The following is a 15496-nucleotide window of genomic DNA, read 5'->3' as shown; positions in this document are numbered from 1 at the left end:
GGACACCATGCTCGACACCAGCGCCACCGTGCTGTGGTTCGACGACCTGTCGGCAGCGGATACCGCGATCGCCGGCGGAAAGGGCGCGAACCTCGGTGAGCTGACCCGCGCCGGGCTACCGGTCCCGCCCGGCTTCGTCCTCAGCGCCACGGCCTACCTGCAGGCGATGGACGCGGCGGGACTCCGCGAGGAGCTCGCCGCGCGGGTCGTCGCGACGCGGACCGAGGACCCGTCCGCGCTCGCCGCGCTCGCCGACGAGCTGGGTCAGAAGATCGCGGCGGCGCCGCTGCCGGCGGGGATGAACCAGGCGATCCTCGCCGCGTACCACCGTCTCGGCGACGACGTCTCGGTCGCGGTCCGCTCGTCGATGACCGCCGAGGACCCGGCCGGTATCTCGTTCGCCGGGATGAACGAGACCTACACCAACGTCCGCGGCGACGAGCAACTGCTCAGCAAGCTGCGGGAGTGCTGGGCCTCCCTCTACCGCCCGCGGGTCATCGCCTACCGGGCGGCGCAGGGTCTGACCGAGGAGCCGGCGATCGCGGTGGTCGTGCAGCGCATGGTCCGCTCCGAGCGCTCCGGCGTGATGTTCTCCGCGGACCCGGCCTCGAACGACACCGCGCACGTGGTGATCGAGGGCGCCCTCGGGCTCGGCGAGGTCGTCGTCAGCGGCCAGGTGATTCCGGACACCTACGTCGTGCGCAAGACCGGTCCGACGCTGTTGCAGGCGACGATCGGCTACCAGAGTCACGAGATCGTCACCGGACCCGACGGCGCCGACCAGCGGGTCGAACTGACTCCGGCGGAGGCGGCCCGCCGCGTGCTCAGCGACGCCGAGGCCGTCGACCTGGCCCGGCTGGCGATCCGCGTCGAACAGCACTACGGATCGGCTCAGGACATGGAGTGGGCGATCGAGAACGGATGCACCTACCTCGTCCAGACCCGGCCCCTCACCACGCTGCACGAGCCCGTCGCGGCCACCGCTGCGCCGAGCGACGGCCCGCACGGCCGGCGGCTGCTCTCCGGACTGGCATCGGCACCCGGCCGGATCTCCGGTGTGGTGCGGATCCTCCGGTCGCCCGTCGACGCCGACCGGTTCGCGGCCGGCGAGATCCTGGTCGCCGCGATGACGTCGCCGGACTGGATGGCGATCCTGCGGAAGGCCGCCGCCCTGGTCACCGACGGTGGCGGCCTGACCTGCCATGCCGCGGTCGTCAGCCGGGAGCTGCGCATTCCCGGCATCGTCGGGACGCGTACCGCCACCACCACCCTTCGCGACGGGCAACTGGTGACGGTGGACGGGCGCCTGGGCGCGGTGTTCGACGGACCCGTCGACGCGGTAGCCGAACCAGGCGCTTGAGGACCTTCGTCCCTCGCGGATACCTGCGCCGGTGGCTGACGGTGGAGAGGACAGGTGAGGAGATCCACCGTGAAGATCAGCGAGGACCACACCACTCCGGCGATCGCCGCACCTGGTGTGTCGGCCCCCGTCCGGGATCCGCGCGAAGGCATGCAGGCCCTGCTGCGCGATCTGCGAGCACGGCCGAGTGGTTTGAGCGTCGAGGAAGCGGTGCGGCGCCGCGCCCAGTACGGTCCCAACGCGCTGCCGGAGAAGCGCGGCGCTGGATGGGCCAGCGCATTGGTCCGGCAGCTGATCCACCCGCTGGCGCTGCTGCTGTGGGGCGCGGCGGTGCTGGCTTGGCTCTCCGGTACTCCGCCGCTCGCGGTCGCCATCGTCGCCGTCGTCCTGCTCAACGCGGCACTGGCGTTCTGGCAGGAGCAGCAGGCGGAACGGTCGGTGGAGGCGCTCGCGGCGTTCCTGCCGCCGCAGGCTCACGTCTTGCGGGACGGTCACCGGGTCGAGGTCGACGCGGTGGAGATCGTGCCCGGCGACGTCATCCTGGTCGACGAAGGGGCTACGATCCCCGCCGACGCCCGGCTGCTGGACGGTGCGGTAGAGGTCGACATGAGCGCGTTGACCGGCGAGTCGGTGCCGGTGGTTCGTACCGCTGGGGAGTCCGATCCTGACGCGCAACTCCTGCACGTGCCGGACGCGGTGTTCCGCGGCACCCAGTGCACGGGCGGCGGCGGCCGGGCCGTGGTGTTCGCGACCGGATCCGCCACCGAGATCGGCCGGATCGCGACGCTCTCCCAAGGCGTCGAGCGCAAGGACAGCCCACTCGAACAGCAAGTCCGCAAGGTCGCATGGTTGATCGCAGCCGTCGCGATCGGCGTGGGCGTCGCGTTCCTGCCACTCGGGCTGCTCGCCGGTCTGTCGCTCTCCGCGGCGCTGGTGTTCGCGGTCGGCCTACTGGTGGCGAACGTGCCCGAAGGGCTGCTGCCGACGATCACGCTGGCCCTGGCGGTCGGGGTCCGCTCCCTCGCGCGGGCGGGCGCCGTGGTGAAACGGCTCTCCGCGGTGGAGACGCTCGGCTCGACGACGGTGATCTGCACGGACAAGACCGGGACGCTGACCGCGAACCGGATGCAGGTACACCAGCTGTGGACACCCCACGTGGACATCCGCACGGCGTCGGAGATCCCACCCGGCGATGGGCACGTCGCCGCCCTGGCCGAGGTGCTGGGCCGGTGTACGGAGGCCACCCTCGACGGCGACCACAGCACCGGCGACCCGACCGAGCTGGCACTGCTGCGGTTCGCGCGCACGCACGTTCCCGCGCGCGGGGCGCTGCGGATCGCCGTCCACCGCTTCGATCCGCGGCTGCGACGTATGTCGACCATCGACCGCGGCACCGAGCGCCGGGAGGTCTCCTGCAAGGGGGCGCCGGAGTCGGTGCTGCCGCTCTGCCGGCTCACCGCGGCCGAGCGGGCCACCGCGGAGAGCGTCGTCGCGCAGCTGGCCGGGCGCGGGCTGCGGGTACTCGCGGTGGCGCGCCGTCCGCTGGGCGCGACGGTGCCGGCCGATCGCGACGCGGTCGAGCGTGACCTGATCCTCTGCGGCCTGGTTGGCCTGCTCGACCCGGCCCGCCCGTCGGTGGCGCCCGCCGTCGAGACCTGCCACGGTGCGGGCATCCGCGTCCACGTGGTGACCGGCGATAACCCGCTGACCGGTGCGGCGATCGCTCGCTCCGTCGGGATCGGGGACGACGATTCTGCGGTGGTCACCGGAGACGTGCTCGCCGCGATGAGCGACGAGGAGCTGGCCGACCTGTTGCAGGCCGACGGGGAGGTCGTGTTCGCGCGCGCCACCCCGGAGGAGAAGCTCCGGATCGCCGATGCGCTGTCCCGGCGCGGCGAGGTGGTCGCGATGACCGGTGACGGCGTCAACGACGCCCCGGCCCTACGCCGTGCCGACATCGGCATCGCGATGGGTGCCTCGGGCACCGACGTCGCTAGGGAAGCCGCCACCATGGTGCTCACCGACGACGACTTCGCGACGATCGTCCGGGCGGTGGAGGCCGGACGCCGGGTATACGACAACGTCCGGAAGTTCATCCTCTACATCTTCGCCCACGCGGTGCCGGAGATCGTTCCCTTCCTGCTGTTCGCGCTGTCCGGGGGAGCGATTCCGCTGCCGCTGACCGTGCTGCAGATCCTCGCGATCGACCTGGGCACCGAGACGCTGCCCGCGCTCGCGCTGGGCCGCGAACCGGCCGAGCCGGGCCTGATGGACCGCCCACCGCGGCGCCGCAAGGAAGGCGTCGTCACCCGGCGCATGCTGATCCGTGCCTGGGCGGTTCTCGGCCCGGTGTCCGCGGCTCTGGCCCTCCTCGCGTTCTTCTCGGTGCTGTGGCGCGCCGGCTGGACGCCGGGGGCGGAGACCGGAGCCGGTTCCCCGCTGCACTCCGCGTACCTGGAGGCCACCACCGCGACGTTCGCGGCGATCGTCGCCTGCCAGATCGGGACCGCGTTCGCATCCCGGACCGAGCGGGTCTCGCTGTTCACGGCCGGACTGTTCACCAACCGGCTGCTGCTGATCGGGATCGTGTTCGAGGTGGTGTTCACCGCCGCGCTGGTGTACCTGCCGCCGCTGCAATCCGTGTTCGGCACGGCCCCGCTGGACGGCTGGACACTCGCGCTGCTCTGCACGTTCCCACCGATCGTCTGGGGCGCCGACGAGCTGTACCGCTGGGTCGGTCGCGTTCGGGCGCGCGGCTGACCGGGACGAAGGTCCCAGCATCGGGTGGCCTCCGCCCGTCCCCCGCCGGCCTTCGTGGCCCGTTGACTGTGAACATGGCTGAGATACCGCAGCAACCGGCCGCCGTCGCCGAGACGCACTCCGGCGTCGTCTTCTTCACCGGCGACCGTGCCTACAAGCTGAAGAAGCCGCTCGACCTCGGGTTCGTCGACTTCCGCACGCCCGAGTCGCGGAGGCACGCCTGTCACCGGGAAGTCGAACTCAACCGCCAGTTCGCGCGCGACGTCTACCTCGGTGTCGCGGAGGTGCACGGGCCGGACGGTCGGCCGTGCGACTGGCTGGTGGTGATGCGCCGTATGCCGACCGACCGGCGCCTCTCGGCGCTGCTCGCGGCCGGGGAGGACGGGGACGGACCGCTGCGTGCGCTGGCCCGGATGCTCGCCGCCCACCACGCCACCGCGCGACGCTCGGCGGTCATCGACGCCCAAGGCTCGCCCGCCGCGCTCCGGACGCGCTGGACGGACAACCTGGCCGGGCTGGAGCCGTTCCGAGGCACGATCGCCGATCCGGTGGTGCTCGACGAGATCGCCGACCGGGCGCTGCGCTACGTCGACGGGCGCGGTGATCTGCTGGCCGACCGGGTGGCGTCCGGCCGGGTCCGGGACGGCCACGGCGACCTGCTCGCCGACGACGTCTTCTGCCTGGACGACGGGCCCCGCGCCCTGGACTGCCTGGAGTTCGACGACGCGCTGCGGGCCGTGGACGGCGTCGACGACGCGGCCTGCCTCGCGATGGACCTGGAGCGGCTGGGCGCCCCGGCTGCCGCGGCCCGGTTCCTGGGCTGGTTCGCCGAGTTCACCGGCGGGCCCCGGGTGACCTCGCTGGAGCACCACTACGTGGCCTACCGGGCGGTGATGCGCGCGAAGGTCGCGAGCCTGCGCTGGCAGCAGGGGGACACCGGCCGGGCCGCGGACGTCACCCGGCTGCTCGGCATCGGGCTCACGCACCTGCGGGCCGCCGAGGCCCGGCTGATCCTGGTCGGCGGGCTGCCGGGCGTCGGCAAGTCCACGGTGGCCGGCGGGCTCGCGGACGCGCTCGGCGCGGTCCTGCTGCGGTCCGACCGCATGCGCAAGGAGGCGGCGGGCCTGGCGCCGGAGGCCGACGGCCGGGCGCCGTGGCGGACCGGACTCTACGAGCCCGGCCGGACCTCCTCCGCGTACGACGCGCTGCTCCACCGAGCGGTCGACGCGCTGCGGCGCGGCGAGTCGGTGGTGCTCGACGCGAGCTGGGCCGGCGCCGTCCAGCGGGACGCCGCGCGAGTCGTCGCGTCCCGGGCCGGCGCGACGCTCGTCGAGCTGCACTGCGTAGCCCCGGCCGCGGTCGCCGCCGAGCGGATCGCGCACCGCTCCGGCGATCCGTCCGATGCGACCCCGGAGATCGCCGCCCGGTTGGCCGCGGAGTTCGCGCCGTGGCCGGAGGCGTCGGTAGTCCACACGGATCGAACTCCCGCCGACGCGATCGCCGCCGCGCTTCATCGGGTCGGGCGAACCGTCGACCGGCGGGACCAACGTCCCCCGGTCACGGCCCAGCGACCCTGACCGGAGATGCCTGCCGAGCCGCACTCTGGAGATGAGCGATCCGACCCTCCGAAGGGAGTAGCGCCATGAGGGAGACACTCGCCGCGCGCGGTCCGATGACCCGGCCGCTGAGCGCGGTTCTCAACGAGGCGGCCGCTGCGGCGTTGCGTGCGCCCTCGGTGCTCAATACCCAGCCCTGGCGGTGGACCGTGCACGCGCGCTCGCTGGACCTGCGGGTCGATGCGCGGCGCCGGTTGGCCGCCGTCGATCCGGAGGGCCGGATGCTGATCGTGAGTTGTGGCGCGGCGTTGGATCACGCGCTGGTTGCGCTGTGCGCCGAAGGACATCCGGCGCGGGTGGAGCTGCTGCCCGACCCGCACGACCCGGAGCTGCTCGCCACGAGGACGTCGTCATGACCGGCTCCGGGGTGACGCTGCTGGACGCCGAGCGCTTCTCCGACTTGGTCGCGCTCGGCACGCGAGCGCCCTCGCTGCACAACACCCAGCCGTGGCGGTTCCGCCGGCACCGCGACGCGGTGGAGATCTTCGTCGACCCCGACCGGACGTTGCCGGCCACCGACCCGTCCGGCTGGGGTCTGCGGATCGCGCTCGGCGCGGCCGCGTACAACGTCCGTCTGGGCTACGCGCTGCTCGGCTGGCGCGCCGAGGCGGAGTCGTTCCCCGAACCGGACGAGGAGCACCTGCTGGTGCGGGTGCGCCCGGCGGTTGAGCAACCGGCGACTCCGGCGGAGCGGGAACTCGCGGCTGCGATCCCGCGACGGCATACCAACCGGCGTCCTTACCTCGATACGGCGGTGCCGGCCAGCACGCTCACCGCGCTGGCCCGAGCGGCCGAGGACGAGGCGGCGCGGCTCACCGTGCTGGACCCGCGGGCCGCCGGTGAGGTGATCGAGCTGGTCCGTGCAGCGGACGAGGAGCTCGAGCGTCGCGTCGGGTACGCGGCCGAGCGCCACGCCTGGACCCGCGGGCCGGAGGGCGGCGCGGACGGCATCCGGGAGGATCGCCTCGCGGGACGACCGCATCCGGACGAGCGGTTGCGGCGACGCGACTTCGGCGGCACCGCACCCCGCCGCTACGAGAGCGATCCGTGCCTGGCCGTCCTGACGAGTAGCGGCGCCGGAAGCTACGACGAACTCCGCGCCGGGCAGGCCTTGCAGCACGTCCTCCTCCGTGCCACCGCCGCAGGGCTGACCTCGTCGCTGTACTCGCAGCCGATCGAGGTGGATCCCGTCCGTGCCCGGCTGAGCGCGCTCTGCGGCAGCGGCATACCCCAGATGGTCCTGCGGGTCGGTTACGGACTGGCGCACGGTCCCACTCCGCGTCGCCCGGTGCACGAGGTGGTGCTGCCGGAGCGCGAGAGCTAACCGATTGGGTCTCCCGGCGGGACGGTTCAGGACTTCCGGCCCTGACCGACAGGCCGCCGCCAACGGACGCTGAAGGTGCAAGACACCAACGAGCCGAGGGGACCGGCTGCTATGTCGAACAGCATGTACACCAGCGAAGAGGTCTTGCGCGACGCCGCGGCGACCGCGCTGCTGGCACCGTCGATCTTCAATACCCAGCCGTGGCGCTGGGAGGTCCGGGACAGCGCACTCGAGTTGCGCACCGACCGGAGTCGGCAGCTGGCCGTGACCGACCCGATGGGGCGGATGCTCACGATCAGCTGCGGCCTAGCGCTCCATCACGCGCTGGTCGCGCTCGCGGCCGAAGGGCGTCGAGCGAGCGTCGAGCGGCTGCCTGACGAGAGCGACCGGGGCCTGTTGGCGCGCATCACGCTGGCCGGGGTTACCGAGCCGGCGGACGTCAGGCTCCGGGACGCGATCTCGCGTCGGCACACCGACCGTCGCCCGTTCGCCGAGACCGCGGTGCCCGATGACGTCATCGACCGGTTGCGTACCGGCGCCGAGGCGCGCGGTGTCTACCTGGCCGAGCTGCACGCCGACTCGCTCGTGCGCTTCCAGGTGACCGCGGCGCGCGCCGGTGAGCTCGACGCGGACGACCCCGCTTACCAGGCCGAGCTGGCCGAGTGGACGCACCGCCCGGCGGATACCCGCGACGGCGTCACACCGGCGACCGCGGTGGCGCCCACGCCGCGAAAGGTTCCGCTCCGGTCGTTCTTCCCGGCCGGCGCCGAGGGCCTGCTGCCCGGCCCCGGCCATGACGGCGGTGCCCGGTACCTGGTGCTGTGGACGACCGACGACACGCCCGCCGACTGGCTGGCCGCGGGTGAGGCGATGAGCGCGGTGCTGCTGGAGACCACCGCGTCCGGTCTGGCCGCTTCGCCGATGACCGACGTCGTCGAAGTGCCCGCGTCCCGGGCTCTGCTGCACCGCCTGCTGGACAACCTCGGCAACGCGCAGGCCGCGCTGCGCATCGGGGTGCCGGCCACGGATGAGGCCGCGCCACCAACGCCCCGCCGCGCCGCGGGCGACGTCATCGACACCGACCGCTAGGACCGTTCCCGGTGGAAGCCTCGCCCCGGCCACAGCGTGCCGGAACAGGAGCCAGCGACCGAAATGAGGTATCCGCGGTGGACAGCCGCAGCACAGTGATCGGTACGACGCCCCTCGACAGCCCTTGGGCGGCCCGCGCCGCCGACGTGGCCGCGGCGCTCGGCGTGGACATGGTGACCGGCCTGACCGCCGGTGAGGCTGCGCGGCGGCTGGCCGAGAGCGGTCCGAATGTGATCGCGACCGAGCAGGACCGCTCGCTGTTCGCCTCCGTGCTGGCCCAGCTGCGCGAGACGATGATTCTGGTTCTGCTCGCCGCCGCCGTGCTCACCGCGCTGACCGGGGATTTCGCGGACATGGCGGTGATCTTGCTGGTCATCGTCGTGAACACGGCTGTGGGAGTGATTCAGGAGCGCCGCGCGCTCGGTGCGGTGGCCGCGCTGCGGGCGATGGCGGCACCGTCGGCCCGGGTGCGGCGCGACGCGCACGTCCTCGAGGTGGCCGCCACTGATCTGGTGCCGGGTGACGTGCTGATCCTCACCGAGGGTGACATCGTCGGCGCGGATGCCCGGCTGGTCGAGGCGAACGACCTCACGGTGGACGAGGCGCTGCTGACCGGCGAGGCGCTGCCCTCCACGCGCAGCGCCGAGCCGACCGGCGGCGTCGGTACGCCGGTGGGCGATCGGAGCTCGATGGCGCACGGCGGGACGCTCGTGGTGCACGGCAGCGCGGCCGCGGTCGTCGTCGCGACCGGCGTCCGCAGCGCGATCGGCGGCATCTCGGTGCTGCTCGAGCAGGCGGAGACGCCGGTGACGCCGCTGCAGCGGCGGCTCGCCCGGCTCGGCCGCATCCTGTCGGTCGTCGCGGTCGTCGCCTGCTTGCTGGTCGCGGCGCTCGGCCTGTTGCGTGGCCAGGACTGGGAGCTGGTCGTGATCACCGGCATCAGCCTGGCGGTCGCCGCGATTCCGGAGGCGCTGCCCGCGGTGGTGGCGCTCTCGCTCGCGGCCGCCGCGCGCCGGATGGCGCGGAAGGGCGCGATCGTGCGGACGCTTCCCGCGGTCGAGACGCTCGGGTCGGTCACCGTGCTGGCGTCGGACAAGACCGGCACGCTGACGTCCGGCGAGATGGCGGCGGTCGCGGTCTGGACACCGAGTGACGGCGAGCACGCATTGGACGGTGCGCCGCTGCCGGATCAGCCGCGCGAGCTGCTGGAAGCGGCGGTGCTCTGCTCGGACGCGATCCCCGGCGAACCGGGCGGCGACATGACCGAGGTCGCCCTCGTGGACGGCGCCGTGCGCGCGGGGCTGGACGTCGCGGCCGTCCGGGCGGCGAACCCGCGGACCGGCGTCGTGCCGTTCGACGCCGACCGACGGGACATGAGCACCACGCACGGCACGTTCACGCTCACCAAGGGCGCCCCGGAAGTTGTCCTGCTCCCGCAGGAAACCGAGGCGCGGACGGTCGCCGACGAGTGGGCGGGTGACGGCCGCCGGATGCTGGCGGTGGTCCGCCGCGGGCCGGACGCCGACCGGCGCGGGCCGGACGCCGACCGGCGCGTGCTGGCGCTGGTCGCGCTCGCCGACCCGGTCCGTCCCGAGGCGCCGGACGCCGTCCGGATCGCGCACGAAGCGGGCATCACCACCGTGATGATCACCGGTGACCACGTCGGCACCGCGAACGCGATCGCCCGGCAGACCGGCGTTCTCGACGCGCCGGACCGGGTCGGGCACGACGCCGACGTCGGACCGCTGGTCTATGCCCGCGCCGACCCGGCGACCAAGCTCGACCTGATCGGCCGGTGGCGGGAGAAGGGCCACGTGGTCGCGATGACCGGTGACGGCGTCAACGACGCCCCGGCGTTGCGGGCCGCCGACGTCGGCGTCGCGATGGGGCGGCGCGGCACCGACGTGGCGCGTGGAGCCGCCGACCTGATCCTCACCGACGACAGCCTCGCGACGGTCGTCGCCGCGGTGGCCGAAGGCCGGCGGGTCTTCGACAACATCCGCCGGTTCATCCGGTACGCGCTCTCCGGCGGTGTCGCCGAGATCGCGGTGATGCTGATCGCGCCGTTTTTCGGCATGGCGCTACCGCTGCTGCCCGCGCAGATCCTGTGGATCAACCTGGTGACCCACGGCCTACCCGGCGTCGCGCTCGGCGCGGAGGAGGCCGAACCGGACCTGCTCCGGCGGCCGCCGCACTCCCCGTCCGAGGGCGTGCTCACCCGCCGGACGTCCGCGCAGGTGCTGCTGTACGCCACCGCGATCACCGCGGCTTCCCTTGCGGTGGCGGCCTGGGCACATGCCGCTGAGGCGCCGTGGCAGACGATGCTCTTCCTCACCCTCGCCGGAGGGCAGCTCAGCCTCGCGCTGACCACCCGCTCGGACAGCCGGCCGTTCTGGCGGGTCCCGCTCCGCACCAACCCGCTGCTGTTCGCCGCCGTGGCCAGCAGCGCCGCGTTGATGCTCGCCGGGATCTACCTGCCCGGTTTGGACACCCTGCTCGGCACCGAACCGCTCACCGGCGGTCAGCTCGGCATCGTCCTCGCCGCCTCGCTGGTACCCGCGGTCGTGGCCCAGCTCGACCTCCTCGTCGCCCGCCACCGTTCCCGGAACGGGTGACCGCACCCGCTCCACGCGGGCCCGGCCGATCGGCCGGGCCCGCGACGTGTCCGGCGTAGCCGGGACCAAAGGCCCGACGGCCGAGTGCCTCCGGCCCGTGCCTCGCCGTCCGCGCCGCGATGAACTGGAGCCAGACAACCGACTGCGGGAGGTACACGGTGACCAGCACCGACTGGGGGCTCGACCACCACCCGGAGTTCGACGTGGCGCCGGTCGACGCGCTGCTCGCGGACGGGACCGTGGTGCTCGTCCGGGCGGTCGTCCCGGAGGACGCCGACGGTCTGCGGCGCCTGCACGTCGACGCATCCGGCACCAGCCGTCGGATGCGGTTCTTCACGGTGGGCGACACCGCAGCGAGGCAGTACGCCGAGCACCTCGCGCACCCGGACGACGGCCATCTGGCGCTCGTCGCGGTCCGCGACGACGAAATCCTCGGGGTGGCGTCCGCCGAGCCGCCGGACTCCTACAGCCGTCGGGCGGACGGTCCGCCCGAAGCCGAGGTCGCGCTGATGGTGACCGACCGGCTCCACCATGCCGGGATCGGCACTCTGCTGCTCGAGCACTTGGCCGCGGCGGCCAGGCGCGCCGGGATCACCCGCTTCACCGCCGATGTCCTCACCGAGAACCGAGCGATGATGGCGGTGTTCGCCGACGCTGGCTTCACCGTGTCGACCGGACGTCCGGACGCCTCGACGGTCCAGGTCACCGTAGATCTGACCGGCACTGCGGTGCTGGCCGCCGCGGTCGCCGAGCGTGAGCGGCGTGCGGACGCTGCCTCCCTCACCCCGATCCTCGCGCCCCGATCCGTCGTGGTCGTCGGCGCCGGACGGCAGCCGGGTGGAGTCGGCCGCTCCGTCCTGACCAATCTTCTCGCCGGTGGGTTCACCGGCCGGCTCGCAGCGGTCAACCAGAAGGTGGCACCGGGCAGCACCATCGGAGAGGTCCCGGCCTATCCCGCGGTCGCGGACGTCCCGGAGCCGATCGACCTCGCGGTCATCGCGGTCCCGGCCGGGCAGGTCGCCGCCGCGCTGGCCGAGTGCGGCCGGACCGGTGTGCGCGCAGCCGTCGTGCTGTCCTCCGGCTTCGCCGAGATCGGTGGACGGGCGGCCGAGCAGGAACTCGTCGCCGTCGCCCATCGCTACGGGATGCGGCTGGTCGGCCCCAACTGCCTCGGTGTACTCAACCTGGATCCGAGTATCCGGCTGAACGCCACCTTCGCCGACTTGCGGACGGGCACCACCTCCGAGGCGCCGGACGGCGTCGGGATCGGGCTGGCCTCCCAGTCCGGAGCGCTGGGCATCGCCGTCCTGGACGCGGCAGCTCGCCGCGGTCTCGTGGTGTCGGAGTTCCTCTCACTCGGCAACAAGGCCGACGTCAGCGGCAACGACGCGCTGCTCTACTGGGAGCACGCGCCGGGCGTGCGGGTGATCGCGCTGTACCTGGAGTCGATCGGCAACCCGCGCCGGTTCCGACGGATCGCGGCCCGCATCGCGGAGCACAAACCGATCGTCGCGCTCCGCAGCGGGCGCTCCGCCGCCGGCGCCCGAGCCGGGGCTTCCCACACCGCCGCGGCCGCCACCCCGGATGCAACCACCACCGCTCTGTTCCGCGACGCCGGTGTGCTCGCGGTGGAGACCACCGAGGAGTTGCTCGACGTCGCCGCTCTGCTGGCCACCCAACCGGTACCCGCTGGAACACGAATCGGGGTCGTCGGCAACGCAGGCGGCCCCGGTGCCCTGGCTGCGGACGCCGCGGCAGCGGCCGGTGCTCGGGTGCCGGAGCTGAGCGAAGCGACCGTCGCCGCGCTACGGCGCGAGGTTCCGGGTGCCGCCGCTGTGTCCAATCCGGTCGACCTCGGCGCCGAGGCGTCCCCGACGGCCTATCTCTCCGCGCTGGCCACGCTGCTGGCCTCCGGTGAAGTGGACGCCGTCGTGGTGCTGCACGCGGTGACCCGCGCGCAGCCCGTCACCGCTGTCGTCGACGCCGTCCAGTGGGCGGCCGGCGCTTACCCCGACGTCCCGACGGCGGGTGTCCTGCTCGGCGCGGAGCCGCCCCGCGGCGGGACGGTGCCCTGGTACCCGTTCGGCGAATCCGCGGCCCGCGCCGTCGCCCGGGCCGGAAGCCTCGCGGAGTGGCGTTCCTGGCCCCACCTACCCGCTGAGGTCCCCGGCTTCGACGAGGCCGCAGTCGCGGAGCTGGTGGCCACCGCGCCACGATCGGACGACGGATGGCTGGACGCGGAGGCCGCGTTCCGGCTGCTCGACCTGGTCGGAATCCCTGCCTGCCGCACCGTGCCGGTCATCGGAGCCGACGACGCCGTCCGTGCCGCCGGCGAGTTCGGAACCGCGGTCGTCCTCAAGTCGGCCGCGCCCGGCCTCGTTCACAAGACCGATCGGGGCGGAGTGGCGATCGGGCTACGCACGCCGGCGGACGTCGCCGCGGCCGCCGCCACGATCAGCCGGAACACCGGCTCCGACGCCTTCCTCGTGCAGACGATGGCCACCGGACATCTCGAGCTGACCGCGGGCCTCGTCGCGCCGGAGGGCGGCGTGCCGGTCGTCCTGGTCGGCGCGGGCGGTGTCCACGAGGAAGTCCTCGCGGACAAGGTGTTGTCCACCTGCCCGCTGGACGCCGGTTCGGCCCTCGCGATGCTGGACGAACTCCGGTGCGCGCCGCTGTTGCGCGGGCACCGCGGGAGCCCGCCCCTGGACCGCGCAGCGGTCGCCGACGTCCTCGACCGACTGGCCCGGCTGACGGCGATCGCTCCGCAGATCGCCGAACTCGACCTCAATCCACTCCTGGTGGACGAGCACGGTCTGACGGCTGTGGACATCGCCGTGCGCTGCCACCGAACTCTTCCCGACGGCCGTCCGCCGCGCCGTGACCCGGTCGCGGACGACTACGCCCGAGCGCTGGGCTGAACCCCGCGCCATCCCCCTGATGAGAAGGAGGCCGCTATGCGCGCCGCCGTTGTGCCCGCCCTCGGTGCCCCGCTGGAGATCCGTGACCTGCCGGTTCGCGAGCCCGGCCCCGGTCAGATCCTGGTCCGGATCGAAGCGTCCGGGCTGTGCCACACCGACATCCACGCTGCTCGCGGCGACTGGCCGGTCACACCGACCGCGCCGTTCGTCCCCGGACACGAAGGCGTCGGAGTGGTCACCGGCGTCGGCCCGGGAGTGAACTCGGTCGCGCTCGGGGACAGGGTCGCGCTGCCCTGGCTCGGCCACGCCTGCGGGCACTGCCGGTACTGCATCTCGGGCCGCGAGACGCTCTGCGCTGCGCAGCAGAACACCGGCTACTCGATCGACGGCAGTTACGCCGAGTACGCGATCGCCGACGCCTCCTACGCCGTGCTGGTGCCGGAGGGAGTCGACCCGATCGACGCCGCCCCGCTGACCTGCGCCGGTGTCACCACGTACAAGGCGGTCAAGGTCGCCGGAATCCAGCCGACCGAGTTGGTCAGCGTCGTCGGCGTCGGCGGGTTGGGGCACCTGGCCGTGCAGTACGCGTCGATCGTCGGCGGCACCGTTGTCGGCGTCGACGTCCGGGAGGACAAGCTGCAGCTGGCCAAGGACCTCGGCGCCACCTACACGGTCAACGCCGCCACGACCGATCCGGTCGCGGCGATCCAGGAACTCGGCGGCGCGGATGTGGCGATCGTGCTGGCCGCCAGCTCCGCAGCCGCCGAGGCCGCGCTGGCCTCCCTGCGGCCGGGCGGCCGGCTCGTGCTGGTCGGGCTGCCCAAGGACGGCGCGATCCAGCTGCCTATCTTCGACACCGTTCTGCACGGCAAGCAGGTGATCGGATCGATCGTCGGCACGCGGCAGGACCTGGCCGAGGTGTTCGGGCTGCACGCCTTGGGCCGGACCCGGGTGATCACGCAGGCCCGCGCGCTGGACGACGTCAACGCGGCCTTCGACGAGGTGCTCGCGGGCGACGTCCCGGCGCGGCTGGTCTTCACCCGCTTCTGACAGCGGGCGCCCCCGACGTCCCGCGCCGCGGCCCGAGACCCGCGGCGCGGGACCTTCGACTCTGGGGGAAGCGCGCTGCGCTCTGCACGCTGGGGGAGTGGCAGAGTCTTCGACGCCTTCCCCGCCCCGAAGCCTCGTCGTGCTCGACCGCGGCGAGAGTCTCACGTTGCTGGCCGGTGTGTCGGTCGGGCAGGTCGTGTTCACCCACCGGGCACTGCCCGACGTTCTTCCGGTCAACTTTCGGCTGGACGGCGACGCGGTGGTGATCCGGGTGGCGACCGGCTCCGCACTCGCTCGTGTCGCCGAAGGAGCCGTCCTCGCGTTCCACGCCGATCGCATCGACGAGGCCGCCCGGACCGGCTGGAGCGTCACCGTCGTGGGACGCGTCGCCGAGGTGACCGACCCCGCTGAGCGTCGGCGTATCGCCGAGCTCCCACTGCGCTCCTGGGTCGGCGACGGTCGCGACCACTTCATCCGGATCGCCACCGACCGCGTCACCGGCTGCGTCCTGGCCTGACGTCCTACCTCGTCGGCGCCTCCATCGTCCTCGCTCACGCCCCCGGTACGCAGCTCGCCGCCTCGGCGGGCCCGGAGTCCGGTCCCGGGGCCAGTTCGGGGCTTCAGGCGCTGGACGCGCCGGGCCCGAGTAGCTTCGTCGCCAGGATCGCGGCCTGGGTTCGTCGCTCCAAGCCGAGCTTGGAGAGCAAGCTGGAGACGTAGTTCTTCACGGTCTTCTCGGCCAGGAACATCTCCTCGCCGAT

The 15496-nt window shown here is 73.3% G+C and carries 11 protein-coding genes; 10 read left to right on the top strand and 1 reads right to left on the bottom strand.

Annotated elements, in window-relative coordinates; all coding sequences use genetic code 11:
- Positions 1 to 7 precede the first annotated feature (7 nt).
- From ABEB28_RS33010 to ABEB28_RS32965, 10 genes are all read left to right on the top strand, one after another.
- Positions 8 to 1360 (top strand): PEP/pyruvate-binding domain-containing protein, encoded by a 1353-nt coding sequence (locus ABEB28_RS33010; protein WP_345732176.1) that lies wholly within the window; start codon positions 8 to 10, stop codon positions 1358 to 1360.
- A 150-nt stretch (positions 1361 to 1510) separates the two neighbouring features.
- Entirely contained in the window at positions 1511 to 4120 is a 2610-nt protein-coding gene (locus ABEB28_RS33005; RefSeq protein ID WP_345732353.1) for a cation-translocating P-type ATPase, read from the top strand.
- A 74-nt stretch (positions 4121 to 4194) separates the two neighbouring features.
- The gene (locus tag ABEB28_RS33000; protein ID WP_345732175.1) at positions 4195 to 5697 is read left to right on the top strand and encodes a bifunctional aminoglycoside phosphotransferase/ATP-binding protein; all 1503 of its coding nucleotides are present in this window, start codon (positions 4195 to 4197) and stop codon (positions 5695 to 5697) included.
- 65 nt (positions 5698 to 5762) lie between these two features.
- A complete protein-coding gene (locus ABEB28_RS32995; RefSeq protein ID WP_345732174.1) occupies positions 5763 to 6092 on the top strand; it encodes a hypothetical protein in 330 nt (109 codons plus the stop codon).
- Complete coding sequence (locus ABEB28_RS32990; protein WP_345732173.1) at positions 6089 to 7060, top strand: Acg family FMN-binding oxidoreductase; 972 nt, start codon at positions 6089 to 6091, stop codon at positions 7058 to 7060. Before ABEB28_RS32995 ends, ABEB28_RS32990 begins: the two co-directional genes overlap by 4 nt.
- A gap of 111 nt (positions 7061 to 7171) precedes the next feature.
- Positions 7172 to 8149 (top strand): Acg family FMN-binding oxidoreductase, encoded by a 978-nt coding sequence (locus ABEB28_RS32985; protein WP_345732172.1) that lies wholly within the window; start codon positions 7172 to 7174, stop codon positions 8147 to 8149.
- 77 nt (positions 8150 to 8226) lie between these two features.
- Positions 8227 to 10764, top strand: a complete 2538-nt coding sequence (locus ABEB28_RS32980; RefSeq protein WP_345732171.1) for a cation-translocating P-type ATPase — start codon at positions 8227 to 8229, stop codon at positions 10762 to 10764.
- A gap of 158 nt (positions 10765 to 10922) precedes the next feature.
- The gene (locus tag ABEB28_RS32975; RefSeq protein ID WP_345732170.1) at positions 10923 to 13685 is read left to right on the top strand and encodes a bifunctional acetate--CoA ligase family protein/GNAT family N-acetyltransferase; all 2763 of its coding nucleotides are present in this window, start codon (positions 10923 to 10925) and stop codon (positions 13683 to 13685) included.
- Between the two features lie 36 nt (positions 13686 to 13721).
- Positions 13722 to 14735, top strand: coding sequence for an alcohol dehydrogenase AdhP (adhP, locus tag ABEB28_RS32970; RefSeq protein WP_345732169.1), 1014 nt, complete (start codon positions 13722 to 13724; stop codon positions 14733 to 14735).
- Positions 14736 to 14832: 97 nt separating this feature from the next.
- Positions 14833 to 15252, top strand: a complete 420-nt coding sequence (locus ABEB28_RS32965) for a pyridoxamine 5'-phosphate oxidase family protein (protein ID WP_345732168.1) — start codon at positions 14833 to 14835, stop codon at positions 15250 to 15252.
- Positions 15253 to 15355: 103 nt separating this feature from the next.
- Here ABEB28_RS32965 and ABEB28_RS32960 read toward each other — a convergent pair.
- Positions 15356 to 15496: response regulator transcription factor (locus ABEB28_RS32960; protein ID WP_345732352.1), on the bottom strand; the 141-nt coding region annotated here is incomplete at its 5' end.

Origin of the sequence: Cryptosporangium minutisporangium, from assembly GCF_039536245.1 — a bacterium.
GTDB lineage: Bacteria > Actinomycetota > Actinomycetes > Mycobacteriales > Cryptosporangiaceae > Cryptosporangium > Cryptosporangium minutisporangium.
This window is presented reverse-complemented; position numbering and strand designations above follow the sequence as displayed.